This window comes from Bradyrhizobium sp. USDA 4502 (genome assembly GCF_054063355.1).
This window is the reverse complement of sequence record NZ_JBSSGF010000001.1, coordinates 3,440,043-3,459,968: the sequence shown is the minus strand read 5'-3', so window position 1 is coordinate 3,459,968 and position 19,926 is coordinate 3,440,043. Positions and strand designations below refer to the sequence as shown.

The window sequence follows — 19,926 nt, the reverse complement described above, 5'->3', positions numbered from 1 at the left end:
CGCGGATCTAAGCTGTTCGAGGTGATCCGATGAACTGGTTCTATTGGAACACAGCGTGGTCGCTGTTCTTCAGCCTCATTTGGTTCATGACGATCACACACAATCCGGATGCAGAGATCGCAGACGCGCATCTGCGTGACGAGGCGTTCAAGGGTTAGCTCCGGTAGTAACGCCACATCCTGAGGAACGTCCGGTGGATCTCGTCGGGCGTCCGGTCGAATGGCTCCAGATTGACGCGGACTACGCCACGATGGTCCATGCGCCACGGCAGGCGCATCAGCCGCCGGTAGGGTGGCCGCTTGCGCCAATCGGCCACCAGCGCGCTGCCGAGCGGCCCGCTGAGTGCGATCTGCAATTCGTGAACGGTCATAGCGCGCTCGGCGATCTCGACGAGGTCGATGCGTGTGATAGCGCGCCAGCGGATCAGCCCGAAGGCCTGGATGAAGATGCCGTACTGGTTGGCCCCGATCGTCGGACGACCGGCCTCCAGCAGGGGGATGTTGTAATAGGTGAAGCCGCCCGCTGCCGCTGCCGGCGCCAGCCAATAGATCGCGCCCGTGATCCAGGTCGCGGTCAGAAAGATCGCGGCGAGGGCTGCCGTGACATAGACCGGAAAGTAGATGTCCTCGCGTCCGTAAGCGACCGAGTAGCCGCCGACGTTTCCCTCGTCCAAGGTTACGATCATCTGAGCCCTGCGCCCGGGACTGCTCCGGGAATCATGAGGGATGACGCAAGCCTAGAAAGCAAAAACGGGGCCGCGAGGGCCCCGTTTGAAACGTCGGAAGCAGCCGATCTTACTTGATCTTGGCTTCCTTGAACTCGACGTGCTTGCGCGCGACCGGGTCGTACTTCTTCTTGACCAGCTTGTCGGTCATGGTGCGCGAATTCTTCTTGGCAACGTAATAGAAGCCGGTGTCGGCCGTCGACACGAGCTTGACCTTGATGGTGACCGCCTTGGCCATGTGCAAAACCTCGAAAATCGGGGGAATTCGGGAGCCGGCCAAATCGGCCCGCGTTTGGCCCGGAAACTAGCCAGAAACAGCCCAAAGTCAAGGATTTCTGAGCCAAGATCACCCCGATTCCGGGCCTATTACCCCTCGAAGAACTGATTTTTCGGCCGCGGCAGGCCCAAATTCTCGCGCAGGGTCCGACCTTCGTACTCAGTGCGGAAAATCCCGCGCTTTTGCAGTTCCGGCACCACCTTGTCGACGAACTCGAACAGGCCCTGCGGCAGATAGGGGAACATGATGTTGAAGCCGTCGCTGCCCCGGCCGGTCAGCCATTCCTCCATCTGGTCGGCGATGGTCTGCGGCGTGCCGACGAAGGCGAGCCCGCCATAGCCGCCGACGCGCTGCGCGAGCTGGCGCACGGTGAGCTTGTCGCGCGCCGCGACATCGACGAGGCGCTGCCGGCCGCTTTTGCTTGCATTGGTTTCGGGGATCGGCGGCAACTGTCCGTCGGGATCGAAGCCGGACGCATCGGTGCCGAGGATCACCGACAGCGAGGCGATCGCGCTGTCGTAATGCACGCGGCTGTCGAGCAGCGCGCGCTTCTCTTTTGCTTCTTCGACGCTGTCACCGACCACGACGAAGGCGCCGGGCAGGATCTTCAGATGCTCGGGATCGCGGCCGATCTTCTCCATGCGGCCCTTGATGTCGGCATAGAGCTTCTGTCCGTCGGCCAGGCTGCCGCCGCCGGTGAACACGGCTTCCGCGGTCTCGGCCGCAAGCTGCCTGCCGTCATCGGAAGCGCCGGCCTGCACGATGACAGGCCAGCCCTGCACGGGGCGGGCGATGTTCAGCGGACCGCGGACCGAGAGATATTTGCCCTTGTGATTGAGCACATGCATCTTGTCGGGATCGACGAACAGTCCGGACTCGACGTCGCGCACGAACGCGTCATCGGCGAAGGAATCCCACAGGCCGGTGACGACATCGTAGAACTCGCGGGCGCGCTTGTAGCGCTCGGCGTGCTCCATATGGTCGTCGAGCCCGAAATTCAGCGCCGCGTCCGGATTGGACGTGGTGACGATATTCCAGCCGGCGCGGCCGCCGGAGATGTGGTCGAGCGAGGCGAAGCGCCGCGCGACGTGATAGGGCTCGTCGAAGGTGGTCGAACCGGTCGCGATCAGGCCGATATTCTCCGTCACGGCGGCGAGCGCCGATAGCAGCGTGAACGGCTCGAACGAGGTCACGGTGTGGCTGCGCTTCAGCGCGTTGATCGGCATGTTCAGCACGGCAAGATGGTCGGCCATGAAGAAGGCGTCGAATTTGCCGGCCTCGAGCTTGCGGATCAGCGTCTTGATGTGGTCGAAGTTGAAATTGGCGTCGGGCCAGGCCCCGGGATAGCGCCAGGCACCGGTGTGAATGCTGATCGGCCGCATGAACGCGCCGAGCTTGAGTTGACGCTTCGCCATTGCCCCGTTCCGTTCTTGATGTCGTTAGCGGAACAGATAGGGAGGCGTTTCGCGGCGCGCCATCGGGAAGATTATTTTGTTTTTGGCCGCTCTCTCGACAGTGTCATTCCGGGGCATCGCGCAGCGATGAACCCGGAATCTCGCGCCGCAATCTCGGGATTCCGGGTTCGATGCTGCGCATCGCCTCGGAATGACGAGGATCATACTACGCCCCCAGCACGTCCTTCTGCATCTTGCCGCCGTAGAAATGGAAGAACGGCACCGGCGCGTCGTGGCGGAGCGGGCCGGTGGCGAGACGGCGATCGAGCTCGGCGAGCACGTTCTTGGTCATGGCATGCGCGTCGGCGAGCGGCTCGGAGCCGATCTCGACCCAGACCAGCTCAACCAGCTCGGCATCGGCATGCACCACGCCCTCGACACGATGCGCGATGGTCGACGCGTCGGCAGTGAAGAAGCGTGTATCGAAGCGGCGGACGCGGCCGGGCGGGGTGATCGCACGCGCGATCAGGAACAGACCGGACGGATCGGGCAACAGACCTGCATCGGCGAACGGCGCCCACGGGCCCTCGAGCTTGTGCGATTTCTCGACCTTGCGGCCGAGGCAGAGCCCGGTCTCTTCGCAGGCCTCGCGGATCGCGGCGTTGGCAAGCGCACGCGCGCGGCCGGGCGTGATCTTCGGGCTGCCCTTCAACAGATTGGCTTCGAGCTCCGGCGTGATCGGCGCTGCGACCGGCACGCGGTTGTCGGCCTTGTCGACGCGGCCGCCGGGGAAAACGAATTTGCCGGGCATGAACACGACCTTGTCGTGACGCTTGCCGACCAGCACCTTCGGCTTGGCGCCGGAGCGATCGATCAGGATCAGCGTCGCCGCATCCTTCGGCCGGAAATACGCATGATGGTCGGCTTCTTTTTCGCCCTGGTGGACGACAGCGGCGGGCGCGGCAGCTTCAGTCATTTCATCCCTTTCATTTCTTCTTGCGGCCCGGTTTAGCTAGACCGGCGGGATGTCGCTAGGGGGATTCTCGTCAAAGCCATGCATGCGCAGGGCCCATTGCAAGCCGATCACGGCTCCCTTCACCGGCTGCAACAGCGCCAGCGATGCGAACAGCGTGAACGGCAGATAGATCGCAAGTTGCAGCCACACCGGCGGCGAATAATTAGTCTCGATCCACAGCGCCATCGGTACCACGATATGGCCGACGATAACGATGACGAGATAGGCAGGCAGATCGTCGGCGCGATGCGGCGTGAAGTCGAGGTCGCAGACCGGGCAATGGCCGTCGCATTTGAGAAACTTGCGGAACAGTCTGCCTTTTCCGCAGCGCGGACAACGGCTGCGGAACCCGCGCTTCATCGCGCTCCACACGTCGCGCTTCTCGGGCTCGGCCGCCTCGCGAGTCCAGACCACCGTCGGCGGTGTCACATCCATGACTTGCCTCGCTTCGATTTGCCGGACTTCTGCTGCGCCGGCTTGCGATCCTTCTTGCGCGATTTCCGCTCCTTGTGCGCCTTCTTGCCTGATCCTTTCGGTCCATTGCCAAATCCGGCGGCACGGCGCTCGGCCGTTACGCTGTCGCGTTTTCTGCCGCGCGGAATTGCCTGACCATCGGATAATAACTCAAACCGCAGCGCGCCCGCTATCGGCGCGGCCTCCACCAGACGCACATCGACGACGTCGCCGAGCCGATACATGGTGTTGCTGCGCGTGCCGATCAGCGCGTGGCGGGTTTCGTCGTAATTGAAATATTCGCTGCCGATGGTGCGGATCGGGATCAGACCGTCGGCGCCGGTGTCGTCGAGCTTCACGAACAGGCCGGATCGCGTCACGCCGGATATGCGGCCCTGGAACGAGGCGCCGACCTTATCGGCAAGGAAATGCGCGATCAGGCGGTCGGTGGTCTCACGCTCCGCCTTCATCGCGCGGCGCTCGGTGACGGAAATCTGCGCGGCGATCTCGGCGAGCGTCTCCACGGTTTCATCGGTCGGCAACGCGCCTTCGCCAAGCCCGAGCGCGCGGATCAGCGCGCGATGCACGATCAGATCGGCATAGCGGCGGATCGGCGAGGTGAAGTGCGCGTAGCGACGCAGGTTCAAGCCGAAATGGCCGTAGTTCTCGGCGGAGTATTCGGCCTGCGCCTGCGAACGCAGCACCACCTCGTTGACCAGCGGCTCGTAGTCCTCGCCGGCAACCTGCGCCAGCACGCGGTTGAATTGCGTGGGACGCAGCGCGCCCTGCTTGGTGAAGGGCAGGTCGAGCGTCTTGAGGAATTCCTGCAGGTTGTGCACCTTCTCCTGGCTTGGCTCGTCGTGCACGCGGTAGATCAGCGGCAGCGCCTTCTTCTCCAGCATCTCGGCCGCGGCGACGTTGGCGAGGATCATGAACTCCTCGATCAGCCGGTGCGCGTCGAGCCGCTGCGGCACGATCACGCGATCGACGGTGCCGTCGGCTTTCAGCAGGATCTTGCGCTCGGGCAGATCGAGATCGAGCGGGTCGCGCTCGTTGCGTGCAAGCTTGACCAGCTCGTAGGCCGACCACAGCGGCTTCAGGATCGGATCGAGGATGGGGCCGGTGGTGTCATCGGGCCTGCCGTCGATCGCAGCCTGTGCCTGCGCGTAATGGAGCTTTGCGGCCGAGCGCATCAGCACGCGGTGGAAGGTATGCGAGCGCTTGCGGCCGTCGGCGCCGATCACCATCCGCACCGCGAGCGCGCCGCGCGGCTCGCCCGGCACCAGCGAGCAGAGATCGTTGGAGATGCGCTCGGGCAGCATCGGCACGACGCGATCAGGGAAATACACCGAGTTGCCGCGCTGCAGCGCGTCGCGGTCGAGCGCCGAGCCGGGCCGCACATAGAAGGCGACGTCGGCGATCGCGACATGGACGATGAAGCCGCCCTTGTTGTTCGGATCGGGATCGACTTCCGCATGCACCGCGTCGTCGTGATCCTTGGCATCCGGCGGATCGATGGTGACGAGCGGCACGTCACGCCAGTCCTCGCGGCCCTGCAAGGTTGCGGGCTTGGCGTCTTCAGCTTCGCGCAGCGCAGAAGTGGAGAACACCTGCGGGATATCGTGGGTGTTGATCGCGATCAGGCTGATCGCCTTCTCACTGGCGATCGAACCGAGCCGCTCCTTGACGCGGGCGGAGGCGAGGCCGTAGCCGCGGGTGCGGATCAGGTCGACGCTGATGAGATCGCCGTCTTCGGCGCCGCCGCTGTCGGCCTTGGCGATGTTGAGCTCGCGGCCGGCCTGCTTCTTGTCGACCGGGATCAGGCGCCCGCCGCCATCGGGATTGCGACGGAAGATGCCGAGGATCCGGGTGCGCCCGTGATCGATCACCTTGATGACGCGGCCGCGATAGGGTGTGCCGTCTTGCTCGTCCGTGACTTCGACGCGCAGCAGCGCGCGGTCGCCGACGCCGGCGGTGGTGCCGGGCTTCGGCCGCCGCGGCGTCTCGATACGGATTTTCGGGGCGGTGCCGTTCTCGTCCGAGTCCCACTCGGCGGGCGTGGCGATCAGCTCGCCGTCGCTGTCGCGGCCGGTGATGTCGGCGAGCAGGGTCGGCGGCAGCGCCGCCGGCTCGTGGATCTTGCGGCCGCGCTTGGCAATCGTGCCATCGTCGGCGAGCTCGCGGAGGATCCGCTTCAGCTCGACGCGGTCGGCGTTCTTCAGGCCGAACTCGCGCGCGATCTCGCGGGTGCCGACCTTGCCTGGATTGGCGCGGATGAAGGCGACGATGGCATCCCGGCCCGGAAAGCCATGGTCGGGTTTTCGTTTCACTTATCCTCGTGCCTTGCCGGCGCTCTTCTTCGCGGGCGCTTTCGCTGGTGCCGATGATTTTGCAGGCGACGTCTTGGCACCGGAGGCGACCGGCGCGCGCGCCTTGCTGGTCGCATCCGTCTTCGGCTTCGCCGCGGCTTTTTTCGACGCAGCCTTCTTGGCGGGCTTGGCGTCGGCGTCACCGTCGGCATCTTCAGCCTTTGCTGCCTTGGCCTTCGTGGCCTTGGCGGGCTTTTCCGCCTTCGCCTTCTTGGCCTTCTTGCCGCCGCCCTTGGCCGCGCGCTCGTCGATCAGCGCGATCGCCTCCGCGAGCGTGATCTGGTCGGGCGCGCGGTCGCTCGGAATCGTCGCGTTGACGCCGCCGGCCGCGACATAGGCACCGTAGCGGCCGTTCTTCAGCGCGACCGCGCCGAGCGTCGGGTGATCGCCGAGCGGCTTGCCGGGATCGGCGCCGAAACGGCGGCCGCTCGGGCCCTTCGCGATCTTCTCCGCGATCAGCGTGACGGCACGGTTCAACCCGATGTCGAAGACCTCGTCGCCGGCCTCGAGGCTGGCATAGGTCTTCTCGTGCTTGACGAACGGCCCGAACCGGCCGAGGCCGGCGGTGATCGGCTGTCCGGTTTCCGGATGCTTCCCGATCTCGCGCGGCAGCGACAACAGCTTCAGCGCCAGTTCGAGATCGACATCGGCGGGCGAGGTGCCCTTCGGAATGCCCGCGCGCTTCGGCTTCTCGCCCTCGGCGTAATCCTTCTGCTCGCCGAGCTGGATGTAGGGGCCGAAGCGGCCGGCCTTCACCGTGACATCGAAGCCAGTGTCGGGATCGGTGCCGAGCACGCGGTCGGCGCTCTCGGCGCTGTCGGCCGCGAGCGGACGGGTGTAGCGGCATTCCGGATAGTTCGAGCAGCCGACGAAGGCGCCGAACTTGCCGGCCTTGAGGTTGAGCCGGCCGGTGCCGCAGGTCGGGCATTGCCTGACGTCGCCGCCATCCGCGCGCGGCGGATAGATGTGCGGGCCGAGCATCTCGTCGAGCGCGTCGAGCACCTCGGCGACCCGGAGGTCCTTGATGTCGTTGACCGCGCCGATGAAGCCGCGCCAGAAGTCCTGCAGCACCTGCTGCCAGGCGATCTCGTTGTTGGAGATGCGGTCGAGCTGCTCCTCGAGATCGGCGGTGAAGTCATATTCGACGTAGCGCGAGAAGAAGTTCTCCAGGAACGCGACCACGACGCGGCCCTTGTCTTCGCCGTGCAGCCGCTTCTTCTCGAGCTTGACATAGCCGCGGTCCTTCAGGACCTGCAGGATCGAGGCGTAGGTCGAGGGGCGGCCGATGCCGAGCTCCTCCATCCGCTTCACCAGCGAGGCTTCCGAGAAGCGCGGCGGCGGCTCGGTGAAATGCTGGGTGACGGCGAGGCTCTGGCGCTTCACCGCCTCGCCCTCGCTCATCGCGGGCAGGCGGCGCGAATCCTCGTCCTCCTCGTCGTCGCGGCTTTCCTGATAGAGCGCGAGGAAGCCGTCGAACTTGATGACCTGGCCGGAGGCGCGCAATTCCAGCACGCGGGAGCCGGCCTTGGCCTCGATGTCGACGGTGGTGCGCTCGAGTTCGGCCGACTCCATCTGGCTCGCAATGGTGCGCTTCCAGATCAATTCATAAAGCCGCGCCTGATCGGCATCGAGTCTTCGGCCGATGGTGGCCGGGCGACGCGACAGATCGGTCGGGCGGATCGCTTCGTGGGCTTCCTGCGCGTTCTTGGCCTTGGCCTGGTACTGGCGTGGGGCGTCCGGCACGTAGGCGTTGCCATAGTCCTCGCCGATCACCTTGCGCGCCTGCGTGATCGCTTCGGGGGCGATCTGCACGCCGTCGGTTCGCATATAGGTGATGAGGCCGGTGGTCTCGCCGCCGATGTCGATGCCCTCATAGAGCCGCTGCGCGATGCGCATGGTGTGTGCCGGCGCGAAGCCGAGCTTGCGGCTCGCTTCCTGCTGCAGGGTCGAGGTGGTGAAGGGGGCCTGCGGATTGCGCCGCGCCGGCTTGGCCTCGACGGTCGCGACCTTGAACAGCGCGGCCTCGATCGCCTTCTTGAAATCCTCGGCTTCCGCGCCGGAGCCGATGTCGAGCCGTGCGATCTTCTTGCCGTCGGCGCCGACCAGCCGCGCCTCGAAAGCGTCGCCGCGCGGCGTCAGCAGCGTCGCGACCAGCGACCAGTACTCCTTAGGCACGAACTTCTCGATCTCGAGCTCGCGGTCGCAGACCAGCCGCAGCGCGACCGACTGCACACGGCCGGCGGAGCGGGCGCCGGGTAGCTTGCGCCACAGCACCGGGGAGAGGGTGAAGCCGACCAGATAGTCCAGCGCACGACGCGCCATATAGGCGTCGACCAGCGCGCCATCGATCTGGCGCGGCGCCTTCATCGCCTCGGAGACGGCCTGCTTGGTGATGGCGTTGAACACCACGCGCTCGACCTTCTGGTCCTTCAGCGCGCGCTTCTCCTTCATCACCTCCAGCACGTGCCAGGAGATCGCCTCGCCCTCGCGATCAGGGTCGGTTGCGAGGATCAGACGGTCGGCCCCCTTGAGCGCCTTGGCGATATCGTTGAGCCGGCTCGCGGCCTTGGCATCGACCTCCCAGATCATCTGGAAATTGGCGTCGGGATCGACGGAACCATTCTTGGCCGGGAGGTCGCGAACATGGCCGAACGACGCCAGGACCTCATAGGAGGACCCCAGATATTTGTTGATCGTCTTGGCCTTGGCCGGCGACTCCACAATGACGATATTCATGTCATTCCAATAGCTTACGGGAAAACTTGAAGACGGATTCCGCTAGACTCGCGGCCCGCCGTGTCGGGGCGAACATGGGTGCTGGGGCGGTCCCTGTCAAATCGCCAGATATTGAAGGGAGGCGCCAAGCTGTGGAGTTTCTATCCCAGGGGTTGCAAAATGCGTCCTAGAGTTGCGGCCGGAAAGGGCGTATCTCTTTATATATATATAGGGTAGGAATCGGATTAGGCCTTTTGAGCAGCACAGGGGGCGGCCGGAAGCGCAAGGCGTCCGGCGGCGGCGACCGGCGGGCGACGAGACGACTGGGGAGGGCGGCCCGGACGACGCCCTGGTCCTGATCGCAGCGGCGGCGACCGAACTCGCCAAACTCGCCCAGCGCCACAAATTCGAAGTCCTCGAGCGCCTATTCGCGATGGCCCGTCTGGAGGCCGACGAGCAGTTGCGCTCGCGCAGCCGGAGGAAGCTGTCGTGAGGGGCGTTACGGGAAGCAGGGCGCCTATGAGCGGAGCTCTCTCCATTCGTCGTCCTGGCGAAAGCCAGAACCCATAACCACCATGAACGAGATTGTGGCCCCAACGTCGCGCATCAATTGAGATTTGGGGTAATGGGTCCTGGCTTTCGCCAGGACGACGGTGGGGATGGTTCTCGATTCATGATGTCAAACGGCGCGGTGTCATCACCCGCGAAGGCGAAGGCAGGTGATCCAGTATTCCAGAGACGGCCGTGCTTGAATCGAGGGCCGCGGCGAAACAGAAGGCGTGATTTGCCACGCTTCCTGGAGAAAGGAAGAACGCTAGCTCGCGCCACATCCACCGCCGTCGTCCCGGCGAAGGCCGGGACCCATACGCCGCAGCGGGTGTTGTGAATGGGACTCGTCGTCTCAGCATCGTTCAACAACCAGCATTTGTGGTTATGGGTCCCTGCTTTCGCAGGGACGACACCCAATATGGGTCGTCGTATGTGAGTCATACATCCGCATCCTCGCGACGCGAGGCGTATTCGGATAAAGCGAAATATTTTCGCGGGCGAGGATTGACAAGTTTTTGGTGAGTTGCCCGTCGTGTCGTACCAGCAACACCGATCCTACGCACTGACGAGGCGCCGCGCGCGCTTTGCTGCAGGCCGCGGCTTCAGCGCGGTGTCGGCCGCGCCAAGCACGCGTCCGTCCTGCGAATAGAGCGCGAGCTTCTTCACCGGCTTGCCCTTGTCGCGGTCGACCAGGATGGTCGCGATCTCGTCCGGATGCTCGTCGAATTCCTCGGTCCATTGCCGCAGCGCGACCAGGATCGGAAAGATGCCGTGGCCCTTTGGCGTCAGGACATATTCTTGATAGGCGCTGCCGTCGGAGGCGGGGACCGTCTTCAGGATGCCGCGCTCGACCAGCGCGCGCAGCCGGGTGGCAAGGATGTTCTTGGCAAGCCCGAGGCTCGCCTGGAATTCGCCGAAGCGGCGCCGGCCGAGGCTGGCGTCGCGGATGATCAGGAGCGACCACCAGTCGCCGAACACGTCGAGCGCGCGCGCGACGGGACAGCTGTCGCCGGCAAGGCTGGTTCGTTTCACCGACCGTCTCCAGGGATTTGGGCCATCACGACCTTGTGTGGTTGCAATATTAAACCGTATGCCCTAGCTAAGCAACGAAGTTTAATAATGCAACCAACTGGAGGCGGACATGAGACTGGCGAACAAGACGGCGTTGATCACCGGCGGCAACAGCGGCATCGGGCTCGCGACAGCGAAGCTGTTCGTGGCGGAGGGCGCCAAGGTCGTCATCACCGGGCGCAACAAGGAGACGCTTGCGGCGGCATCCAGGGAGCTCGGGCCGAACGCGCTCGCGGTGGCGGCCGATGCCACCGACGTCGCGGCGCTGGAAGCCGCGGTGAAGCAGGGCGCCGAGAAGTTCGGCAAGTATGACGTGCTGTTCGCCAACGCCGGCATTCCCGGCCAGACGCCGGTGGGCGGCACCACGCTGGCCGCATTCGAGAATGTGATCCGGACCAATCTCACCGGTGTGTTCTTCACGGTGCAGGCGGTCGCGCCGTATCTCAACGACGGCGCATCGATCATTCTCAACGGCTCGGTGATTTCCGTGCTGGGCAATCCCGGCTACTCGGCCTATGCCGCGAGCAAGGCCGGCGTGCGCGCGATGGCGCGGGTGATGGCGTCAGAATTCTCGCCGCGCAACATCCGCGTCAACGTGGTGGCGCCGGGTGCCGTGCGTACGCCGATCTGGGGCGCGGCGATCGCGACGCCCGAGGCCGAGAAGATCTTCGAGCAGCGGATCGGCAAGACCACGCCGCTCGGGCGGATCGGCGAGCCCGATCACATTTCGAAGACCGTGTTGTTTCTCGCGTCGGACGACGCCGCGCATGTGCAGGGGCAGGAGCTGTTCATCGATGGCGGTGCAACGGCATCACCGGCGGGCGCACCGATCTATCGCGGATAGGGCCTTTCCGTTTCGATTAAATCGGAACGGGGCTCTGGTTTTATTCTGACGCGTTTTCTTCACGCGAACCGATATCCACTTCGCTCGAAAACGCTCTGGTTTGTTTCTCATTGTAACGAACGGCCGGTGTGAAGCGTTTCATACCGGCCGGTTTCGCTTGCGACTATCATCGCGCGCATTGAACCTTTGGCGTACTGCCCGGACTCCTGATTGGGCGGGGAATTTTTCACCACGGAATCATTTGGAGTGCCGCCATGCCGAAAGCAGCCCGCATTTCGACGTCGATCCCGGTTTCGCCCGCATCCGAAAGTTCAGATACGACGCAGTTCGTGACGGTCGCGCTGTTCTCCGGCATCGGCCTGTTGATTTCGCTGGTCGCCGTCATCCTCGGAATTCAGGGCGTCTGGTTCTGAGTTCCTCCACCTGAACGGCCTGCCGCCGCCAAGCGACGGCAGGCGCTTTGAATCACATCAGGCTGCGTTCAGGCTACCGGCGGCCTGCAGCGCGCCCGCAACAGCCTTTTCGCGATGCTCGGGGCCGACCTGGATGCCGTCGGCGGGGATGAACTCGACATTCCTGACGCCGATGAAGCCGAACACGCCGCGCAGGTAGGTCTCGAGGTGCTCGAGCGCGGCCATCGGCGTGTCGGCGCCGTAATAGCCGCCGCGCGAGATCGCGATGATGACGCGCTTGTTGCCGGCCAGTCCCTCGACGCCGCCGGCGCCATACTTGAACGTCTTGCCCGCGACCAGGATGCGGTCGATCCAGGCCTTGAGCTGGCTCGGAATCGTGAAATTGTACATGGGCGCGCCGATCACGACGATGTCGGCGGCGAGGAACTCGTCCAGCACCGCCTGGCCGGTCGCGATGTCGTCGCGTACCGACGGGTCCGGCGCCGCGCTCTGGCTGGCGGCGAGGTGCAGGCCGGAGAGGTGGGCGAGCGGCGTCTGGCTGAGGTCGCGGTAGCTGACGACGAGGCCCGGATTGGCCTGGCGCAGCCGCTCGACGGCAGCGGCCGAGACCTGGCGGCTGACGGAGTGGGGGCCGAGGACCGAGGAATCGATGTGCAGAAGTTTCATGGCTGGGGTCACCTTTGGTATAGGTTTGTAACTGGCGCTATATGAGTGACCGCCCTAAATCTCCGCAAGAACGCACATTTTTGAAACCCGAGCACAGAAATGAGACCCGAGAACATCGATGTGACTGCTCCGCCGCCGCGGCCCAGCCCCGACCACAGCGATTGCCGCGCGGTCGCCTCCGTGCTGGCGCGGGTCGGCGACAAATGGAGCGTGTTCGTGATCATGATGCTGATCGACGGGCCGAAGCGCTTCAACGAGTTGAAGCGCATGATCAATGGCATCTCGCAGCGGATGTTGACGCTCACGCTGCGCGGGCTGGAGCGCGACGGCCTGGTGACGCGTACGGTGTTTCCGACCATCCCGCCGCGGGTCGACTATGAGCTGACGGATCTCGGCCGCGGACTGGCGGCACCCGTGAAGGCGCTCGGCCAGTGGGCGTTCGCGCATCTGCCGGAGATCGAAGGCGCACGAAACGACTTCGATGCGCGCAACAGCGATGGTTAAGCACCCAGTTCCATCCGCGTCATTGCGAGCGAAGCGAAGCAATCCATCGCGCCGCGAGCGGGGAGATGGATCGCTTCGTCGCTGTCGCTCCTCGCAATGACGGGGAGGTCGGCGCAAGCCCGTGCTAGATCATCGACACCAGTCCGCCACCGTGGCGTTCGAGCCTGCCGGCGAGCTCGAGCTCGAGCAGCACGGCGCGGACAACGGCCGGCGACACGTCGGCCATCCGGATCAGATCGTCGATGCTGATCGGGCTCGGCCCGAGCAGGTCGATGATGCGGGCGCGATCGCCGCTATCAGTGGCAAAGTCCAGCGGCTCGTCGTCCTCGCGCGCGCCAAGCATCACCGGCCGCTCCATGATCGGCGTCACCGCGCTGATGACGTCGGCGGCTTCGGTGACCAAGGTGGCGCCTTGCTTGATCAGATCGTTGGCGCCGGCGGCGCGCGGATCGATCGGCGAGCCTGGCACCGCGAACACCTCGCGGCCCTGTTCGGCCGCCATCCGCGCAGTGATCAGCGAGCCCGAGCGATGCGCGGCCTCGACGATCACGACGCCGAGCGAGGCGCCCGAGATCAAACGGTTGCGACGGGGAAAGTCGCGCGCCCGCGGCACGTGGCCGAGCGGCATCTCCGAGATCGCCGCGCCGCGCTCGAGGAGGGCGGCCAGCAGATCCTCGTGCTCCGGCGGGTAGATCCTGTCGTGGCCGCCGGCCAGCACGGCGACCGTGCCGCTGGCAACGGTGGCGCGGTGCGCTGCCTGATCGATGCCGCGGGCGAGGCCCGAGATCACGACAAAGCCGGCGTCACCGAGATCGCGCGCAAGGGTGCCTGCAAATTTCAGCCCGGCGCCGGAGGCGTTGCGCGAGCCGACGATCGCGATCATCGGCCGCATCAGGACCTCGCGCGCGCCGCGCACGGCAAGAAGCGGCGGCGCGTCGTCGATGGTGGCAAGCCGCGCCGGATAATGCGCTTCCTCCGGCGCGACGAGATCGATGCCGAATTTGCGGCAGGCCGCGAGCTCGGCGGCGGCGTCGGCCTCGCTGCAGATCCGCCCGGGGCCGGAGGCGCCGCCGCGGCGCGCGAGGTCGGGCAGGCGCTCCAGCGCGTGCGCCGCATCGCCAAAATGGCGGAGCAGCGATGCAAAGGTGCGCGGGCCGACATTGTCGGAGCGGATCAGCCGCAGGCGGTTGAGCCGTTCGGTGTCGGTGAGTCTTGTAGGGCTGGGCGAGCGGTCATGCATGCGGGGCGCAGCTTCGCCCAACCTGAGATTGTGATCAACTGCGACATTGGCGCAGCCGCGCGCGACGCGCTAAAAGCGCTGGGCAAGAAGCCGCCAAAAACCGTCAAGGAACAGGAATCCGCCGATGATTTCGCTTGCCGATCTCCAACGCCGCATCGCCTCCGGCGAATTGTCCACCGATGTCGCCATTGCGCAGACGCGGGACGCCATCGCGGCGCAGGACAAGACCATCGGCGCCTTCGTCCGCCTCGACGAGAAGGCGCGTGCGCAAACTTCCGGACCGCTGCGCGGGATTGCGGTCGGCATCAAGGACATCATCGATACCGCTGACCTCCCGACCGAGATGGGTGCCGCGATCTATCGCGGGCATCAGCCGCGCGCCGACGCGCCGGTCGTGATGGCGCTGAAGCAGGCCGGCGCCACCATCATCGGCAAGACCACGACAACGGCATTCGCGGCGAACGATCCGACCGCAACGCTCAATCCGCACAATCACGCGCACACGCCGGGCGGATCGTCGTCGGGCTCGGCCGCCGCGGTCGCCGCCGGGATGATCCCGCTCGCGCTCGGCACGCAGACCGGCGGCTCGGTGATCCGACCGGCCTCGTTCTGCGGCGTCGCCGCGATCAAGCCGAGCTACCGGCTGCTGCCGACCGTCGGCGTGAAATGCTTCTCCTGGACGCTCGATACCGTCGGGCTGTTCGGCGCCGGCGTGCGCGACGTCGCGCTGGGGCTCGCTGCGATGACGAAGCGGCCCGAGCTGGTGGTGCCGTCGAAGGTTTCCGCGCCGCGCATCGGCGTCGTCACGCAGGCCTTCGCCGGCGCGCCTGAACCTTCCGGCGCGGAGGCGTTGCAGAAGGCCGCGCGTGCGGCGGAGCAGGCCGGTGCGACCGTGCGCGAACTCGCGATGCCTGAGGTCGTCGCGGAGGCGTGGCGGATCCATCCGGTGGTGCAGGAGTTCGAGGCGCATCAGTCGTTCGCCTGGGAATACGGCCAGAACTACGATGCGATGCCGCCGCTGCTGCGCGGCCGGCTCGACGAGAGCAAGGGTGGCACGCCGGCGGAATACGACGCGGCGATGGACGTCACGCTGCGCGCACGGCAGGCGCTGGCTGCTGTTCTCACCGAGGTCGACGTGCTCGTGACGCTGTCGGCACCGGGCGCGGCACCCGAGGGTTTGGCGTCGACCGGCGATCCCCGTTACAACCGGCTCTGGACCTTGTTGGGCGTGCCCTGCGTCAACGTGCCGACGCTGACCGCCGAGGGCGGATTGCCGGTCGGCGTGACCGTGATCGCGGGTTTTGGCAATGATGCCAAAGCGCTGGCGGCCGCGAGCTTTGTCGAGGACGCGCTGAAGCGGTAGGCTTGGTCATTCCGGGGCGATGCGCCGCATCGAACCCGGAATCTCGCCCCACAACTTCTGGATTCCCCGGTGCGCAACTGCGCACCTGAGGTTCATCGCTGCGCGATGCCCCGGAATGACATACGTCACTTCCGCTCGCCGATCTTGCCCTCGGTACCGGCCTGCAGGCGCTGGATGTTCTCGCGGTGCATGTAGAACAGCAGCAGCGTCAGCACGGCGAACAGCGAGGCGAGCGCGTTATGGCCGAACCACCACAGGAACAGCGGCGTCACGAACGCGGCGATCAGCGCCGACAGCGACGAGTAGCGCGTGGTGTAGGCGGTGCCGAGCCAGATCACGGCGAAGATCAGCGCCGCCGGCCAGAACAGGCCGAGCAGCACGCCGAGATAGGTCGCGACACCCTTGCCGCCGCGAAACTTGAGCCAGACCGGGAAGAGGTGGCCGAGGAAAGCCCCCAGCGCCGCCAGCATCGCCGCGTTCGGGCCGTCGATGGTGCCGGCGATGATGACGGCGACGGTGCCCTTCAACATGTCGCCGAGCAGCGTCGCCGCGGCGAGGCCCTTGCGGCCGGTGCGCAGCACATTGGTGGCGCCGATATTGCCCGAGCCGACCGTGCGCAGATCCTGCGTGCCGGCCATCCTGGTCAGCACCATGCCGAACGGGATCGAGCCCAGCAGGTAGCCGATCAGGAAGGCGAGCGGCAGCAGCCCATCAGCAGACATCGCAGTGGTTCCCTGGAGCGGTCCGGCCCGAACGGGGCAGTGCCGTCAATGAAATATTAACCATAAATCCGCACCATGGCCTTGGTAATGAGGGAGCTTATCATGGCTTCTGTTCGCAGGCGGCTGGAGCAGTTTTTCTTTGTCGTTTACGTCGCGGCCATCGTCGTTGGCACAACGATGGAAGCGATGTCGCAACTCGCGTCGCGCTAAGTTCCACCCCAGTTTCAGACGTGCTCGTAAACGGTCCGTCCGCCGACGATCGTCCGCGTCACGCGGCCCGAGAAGCGGGCGTCGTCGAACGGCGTGTTCTTGCACAGTGATTTGAGATCGTCGCGGTCGAGGACCCAGGGCGTGTCGGCGTCGATCACGATGACGTCGGCCGGCGCGCCCGCGCGCAGCGTGCCGCCGGGCAGGCCGAGCAGCTCCGCCGGCCGTGTCGACATCGCCCGGATCAGCGTCTTGAAGTCCATCTCGCCATTGTGGATCAGCCGCAGCGCCGCCGGCAGCATGGTCTGCAGGCCGACTGCGCCGCTCGCCGCTTCCGCGAACGGCAGCCGCTTGACCTCGACGTCCTGCGGATTGTGGTCGCTCATCACGACGTCGATCAGCCCGGAGGCCAGCGCCGCGACCAGCGCCTTGCGGTCCTCCTCGGTGCGCAGCGGCGGGGCCAGCTTGAGGAAGGTGCGGTAGGGGCCGATGTCGTTCTCGTTCAGCGTCACGTGATTGATCGAGACCGAGGCCGAGACATTGTGGCCGGCGTCGCGGGCGCGCTTGAGGATCTCCAGCGACTCGATCGAGGTCAGCGAGGCTGCGTGATAGCGCCCGCCGGTCAAGCCTGCGAGCCGCATGTCGCGTTCGAGCATGATCGACTCGGCCGCGGTGGGAATGCCGGCGAGGCCGAGCCTTGTGGCGAATTCGCCCTCGTTCATCACGCCTTCGCCCACCAGATTCGGATCCTCGGTGTGATGCACGATCAGCGCGTCGAAATCGCGGGCATAGGTCAGCGCGCGCCGCATCACCTGGGCGTTGGTGACGCTGCGGTCGCCGTCGGTGAAGGCGACGGCGCCGGCGGCCTTGAGCAGGCCGATCTCGGTCATCTCCTGGCCCTGCATGCCCTTGGTCAGCGCCGCCATCGGATGGATGTTGACGATCGCGGTGTCGCGGGCCCGGCGCAGCACGAAGTCGACGGTCGCCGAATTGTCGATCACCGGCGAGGTGTCGGGCTGGCAGATGATGGTGGTGATGCCGCCGGCCGCGGCGGCCTGGCTGGCGGAGGCGAAAGTCTCGCGGTGGCTGGCGCCGGGCTCGCCGACAAAGGCGCGCATATCGATCAGGCCGGGGGCCACGATCTTGCCGGCGCAATTGACGATGTCTGTGCCTTCGGGGACGCCGGCGGCGCCGATGCCGCGCTTGGCGTCACGGATGACGCCGTCGGCGATCAGGACATCGCCCGGACCGTCGAAATCGCGCGACGGATCGATGACGCGGGCGTTGGCGAGCAGGATGGGGCGGCGGTCGGTCAGCATCGGTCTCACGCGTTTGGCAGGTTGCGGGCGAGCGCTTCCAGCACCGCCATACGCACTGCCACACCCATTTCAACTTGTTCACGGATCAGCGACTGCGCGCCGTCGGCGACGAAGGTGTCGATCTCGACACCGCGGTTCATCGGGCCCGGATGCATCACCAGCGCATCCGGCTTGGCATAGCCGAGCTTCTTCTGGTCGAGGCCGAAATAGTGGAAATACTCGCCCGACGACGGCACGAAGGAGCCGTTCATGCGCTCGCGCTGCAGCCGCAGCATCATCACGATGTCGGCGCCGTTCAGCCCCTCGCGCATGTCGCGCGCGACCTCGACGCCCATCCGCTCGATGCCGGGCGGCAGCAGGGTGGAGGGGGCCACCACGCGGACGCGTGCGCCCATCGTGTTGAGCAGGAAGATGTTGGAGCGCGCCACCCGCGAATGCAGCACGTCGCCGCAGATCGCGATCGTCAGCCCCTCGAGCCGGCCCTTGTTGCGGCGGATCGTCAGCGCGTCGAGCAGCGCCTGGGTCGGGTGCTCGTGGCTGCCGTCGCCGGCATTGATCACGGAACCGTCAACCTTGCGCGCCAGGAGCTCGACCGCGCCGGAGGCGTGGTGGCGCACCACCAGGATGTCCGGGTGCATCGCGTTCAGCGTCACCGCGGTGTCCATCAGGGTCTCGCCCTTGCGGGTCGACATCGACGACACCGACATGTTCATGACGTCGGCGCCCAGGCGTTTTCCGGCGATCTCGAACGAGGATTGGGTCCGGGTCGAGGCCTCGAAGAACAGATTGACCTGGGTACGGCCGCGCAGGCTGGCGCGCTTCTTGTCGACCTGGCGGTTGAGCTCGACATACTCCTCGGAGAGGTCGAGCAGGCCCGTGATGTCGTCAGCGGAAAGGCCCTCGATGCCCAGCAGATGCCGGTGACCGAGGACAAAAGTCGATTTCAATGATGGGGTCATTAAAGCGAGAGCTATAGGCGCGGATGGCCGGTGGGGCAAGCGCGAAGAGGGCTCGCGGGAGTTTTCCCCGAGTAAGATATCGCCGCCTTCCCGGCGGTCCTGCCGGGGCTCGCCGCGGGACATCCGCGCCTTGCTTTTGCGGGGGTTTCCGGAACAAGACGTGGATGGCGGGGCACAGGCGGAGCGGCAGCGACGCCGTCCTCCTGACGGGCTATACCCGGCCGTGACGCCGGAGCGAGACCTCGTGAAAATTGTCGTGATCGCATGGATGGCCATCGCATTGATCCCGGGGGCGATCTCGCCTGCCTTCGCTCAGAACTTGCCCGGCGACTTCGCGTTCCTTCGCGACATCGATCCGACCATCATCCAGGACATCCGCTACGCCGGCGCGAACAATTTCATGGGGCGGCCGATCGCGGGCTATGGCGCGGCGGAATGCGTGGTGAAGCGGGAGGTCGGGCTTAGGCTCAAGGCCGTGCAACAGGAACTGGCCCGGCAAAGACTGTCGCTGAAGATGTTCGATTGCTACCGGCCGGCTCGCGCCGTCGCCGACATGGTGGCATGGTCGAAGAACGACACCGAGACCGCCGCCGAGCGGCGCTACAACCCGGCCTTTTCGAAGGCGGACCTGTTCCGCCTCGGCTACATCGCCACCCATTCGGGCCATTCGACAGGGGCCGCGGTCGATCTCACGCTGGTCGATCTTGGCGCCGACAATTCGCGCAAGTTCGATCCGGCCAGGGACTATGCCGACTGCACCGCGCCAGCCGCCACGCGCGCTCCGGAGGGCAGCGTCGACATGGGCACCGGTTACGATTGTTCCGACCTGAAGGCCCACACCGCGACGGGCTCGATCACGCCTGCGCAGAGGCGCTGGCGCGCCATGCTGGTCGCGGCGATGGCCCGGCAAGGGTTCGCGAACTATGCCAAGGAATGGTGGCACTTTTCGCTGCCGGGGGCAGGCCGGCCAGCTTACGACTTCCCGATCGTCCGGGCGCGGTAGCGCGTTTTCGAGCGAAATGGACGCCGGTTGGCGCGAAGCTCTAGTGCAGGATTTTCCTCAAATCCGAAACATTTTCGCAAGACGACGCTTGCCATCGCAAAAGTAGCCGAGCGCACTTT

Annotated in this window: 19 protein-coding genes; 6 read left to right on the top strand and 13 right to left on the bottom strand. The window is 65.6% G+C overall.

What is annotated here, in order from left to right; genetic code table 11:
• Window positions 1–29 precede the first annotated feature (29 nt).
• On the top strand, window positions 30–158 hold the full coding sequence (locus tag ACVW1B_RS15935; protein WP_256527872.1) for a hypothetical protein: 129 nt from the start codon (window positions 30–32) through the stop codon (window positions 156–158).
• Here ACVW1B_RS15935 and ACVW1B_RS15930 read toward each other — a convergent pair.
• The 8 genes from ACVW1B_RS15930 to ACVW1B_RS15895 form a co-directional block, all read right to left on the bottom strand.
• A complete protein-coding gene (locus ACVW1B_RS15930) occupies window positions 155–685 on the bottom strand; it encodes a hypothetical protein (protein WP_456821763.1) in 531 nt (176 codons plus the stop codon). The genes ACVW1B_RS15935 and ACVW1B_RS15930 overlap by 4 nt on opposite strands.
• A gap of 109 nt (window positions 686–794) precedes the next feature.
• Window positions 795–962: a 50S ribosomal protein L33 gene (gene rpmG, locus ACVW1B_RS15925; RefSeq protein ID WP_018271988.1), complete on the bottom strand. Its 168-nt coding sequence runs from the start codon at window positions 960–962 to the stop codon at window positions 795–797.
• A gap of 128 nt (window positions 963–1,090) precedes the next feature.
• Window positions 1,091–2,416 carry an LLM class flavin-dependent oxidoreductase gene (locus ACVW1B_RS15920; RefSeq protein ID WP_057020797.1) on the bottom strand — a complete coding sequence of 442 codons (1,326 nt, stop codon included), beginning with the start codon at window positions 2,414–2,416 and terminating at the stop codon, window positions 1,091–1,093.
• A 205-nt stretch (window positions 2,417–2,621) separates the two neighbouring features.
• Entirely contained in the window at window positions 2,622–3,371 is a 750-nt protein-coding gene (locus ACVW1B_RS15915) for an NUDIX hydrolase (protein ID WP_310880581.1), read from the bottom strand.
• A 36-nt stretch (window positions 3,372–3,407) separates the two neighbouring features.
• A complete protein-coding gene (locus ACVW1B_RS15910; RefSeq protein ID WP_253608355.1) occupies window positions 3,408–3,845 on the bottom strand; it encodes a DUF983 domain-containing protein in 438 nt (145 codons plus the stop codon).
• Window positions 3,836–6,193 (bottom strand): ribonuclease R, encoded by a 2,358-nt coding sequence (gene rnr, locus ACVW1B_RS15905; RefSeq protein WP_456821762.1) that lies wholly within the window; start codon window positions 6,191–6,193, stop codon window positions 3,836–3,838. The genes ACVW1B_RS15910 and rnr overlap by 10 nt, the downstream gene beginning before the upstream one ends.
• The gene (gene topA / locus ACVW1B_RS15900; RefSeq protein WP_253608357.1) at window positions 6,194–8,968 is read right to left on the bottom strand and encodes a type I DNA topoisomerase; all 2,775 of its coding nucleotides are present in this window, start codon (window positions 8,966–8,968) and stop codon (window positions 6,194–6,196) included.
• A gap of 1,083 nt (window positions 8,969–10,051) precedes the next feature.
• Complete coding sequence (locus tag ACVW1B_RS15895) at window positions 10,052–10,528, bottom strand: winged helix-turn-helix transcriptional regulator (protein WP_253608358.1); 477 nt, start codon at window positions 10,526–10,528, stop codon at window positions 10,052–10,054.
• Between the two features lie 109 nt (window positions 10,529–10,637).
• On the opposite strand from ACVW1B_RS15895, the gene ACVW1B_RS15890 reads away from it, so the two are divergent.
• Complete coding sequence (locus ACVW1B_RS15890) at window positions 10,638–11,411, top strand: SDR family NAD(P)-dependent oxidoreductase (RefSeq protein ID WP_057020793.1); 774 nt, start codon at window positions 10,638–10,640, stop codon at window positions 11,409–11,411.
• 254 nt (window positions 11,412–11,665) lie between these two features.
• Complete coding sequence (locus ACVW1B_RS15885) at window positions 11,666–11,824, top strand: hypothetical protein (protein ID WP_092078167.1); 159 nt, start codon at window positions 11,666–11,668, stop codon at window positions 11,822–11,824.
• A gap of 57 nt (window positions 11,825–11,881) precedes the next feature.
• Here ACVW1B_RS15885 and ACVW1B_RS15880 read toward each other — a convergent pair whose 3' ends face one another.
• Window positions 11,882–12,490, bottom strand: a complete 609-nt coding sequence (locus ACVW1B_RS15880; protein WP_456821761.1) for an FMN-dependent NADH-azoreductase — start codon at window positions 12,488–12,490, stop codon at window positions 11,882–11,884.
• A 99-nt stretch (window positions 12,491–12,589) separates the two neighbouring features.
• Between ACVW1B_RS15880 and ACVW1B_RS15875 the strand changes: the two genes are divergently transcribed.
• On the top strand, window positions 12,590–12,994 hold the full coding sequence (locus ACVW1B_RS15875) for a winged helix-turn-helix transcriptional regulator (RefSeq protein ID WP_253608360.1): 405 nt from the start codon (window positions 12,590–12,592) through the stop codon (window positions 12,992–12,994).
• Window positions 12,995–13,118: 124 nt separating this feature from the next.
• Here ACVW1B_RS15875 and dprA read toward each other — a convergent pair whose 3' ends face one another.
• Window positions 13,119–14,234 carry a DNA-processing protein DprA gene (dprA, locus tag ACVW1B_RS15870; protein WP_456821760.1) on the bottom strand — a complete coding sequence of 372 codons (1,116 nt, stop codon included), beginning with the start codon at window positions 14,232–14,234 and terminating at the stop codon, window positions 13,119–13,121.
• A 124-nt stretch (window positions 14,235–14,358) separates the two neighbouring features.
• Here dprA and ACVW1B_RS15865 point away from each other — a divergent pair, with 124 nt between their 5' ends.
• The gene (locus ACVW1B_RS15865; protein ID WP_253608367.1) at window positions 14,359–15,597 is read left to right on the top strand and encodes an amidase; all 1,239 of its coding nucleotides are present in this window, start codon (window positions 14,359–14,361) and stop codon (window positions 15,595–15,597) included.
• Between the two features lie 125 nt (window positions 15,598–15,722).
• Here ACVW1B_RS15865 and plsY read toward each other — a convergent pair whose 3' ends face one another.
• The 3 genes from plsY to ACVW1B_RS15850 all read right to left on the bottom strand — a co-directional run bounded on the left by plsY (window position 15,723) and on the right by ACVW1B_RS15850 (window position 18,804).
• Complete coding sequence (gene plsY / locus ACVW1B_RS15860) at window positions 15,723–16,319, bottom strand: glycerol-3-phosphate 1-O-acyltransferase PlsY (protein ID WP_076834465.1); 597 nt, start codon at window positions 16,317–16,319, stop codon at window positions 15,723–15,725.
• A gap of 224 nt (window positions 16,320–16,543) precedes the next feature.
• On the bottom strand, window positions 16,544–17,845 hold the full coding sequence (locus ACVW1B_RS15855; protein ID WP_141341912.1) for a dihydroorotase: 1,302 nt from the start codon (window positions 17,843–17,845) through the stop codon (window positions 16,544–16,546).
• Between the two features lie 5 nt (window positions 17,846–17,850).
• On the bottom strand, window positions 17,851–18,804 hold the full coding sequence (locus ACVW1B_RS15850) for an aspartate carbamoyltransferase catalytic subunit (RefSeq protein WP_026192854.1): 954 nt from the start codon (window positions 18,802–18,804) through the stop codon (window positions 17,851–17,853).
• A 268-nt stretch (window positions 18,805–19,072) separates the two neighbouring features.
• Between ACVW1B_RS15850 and ACVW1B_RS15845 the strand changes: the two genes are divergently transcribed.
• Window positions 19,073–19,807 (top strand): M15 family metallopeptidase, encoded by a 735-nt coding sequence (locus ACVW1B_RS15845; protein ID WP_456823035.1) that lies wholly within the window; start codon window positions 19,073–19,075, stop codon window positions 19,805–19,807.
• Window positions 19,808–19,926 lie beyond the last annotated feature (119 nt).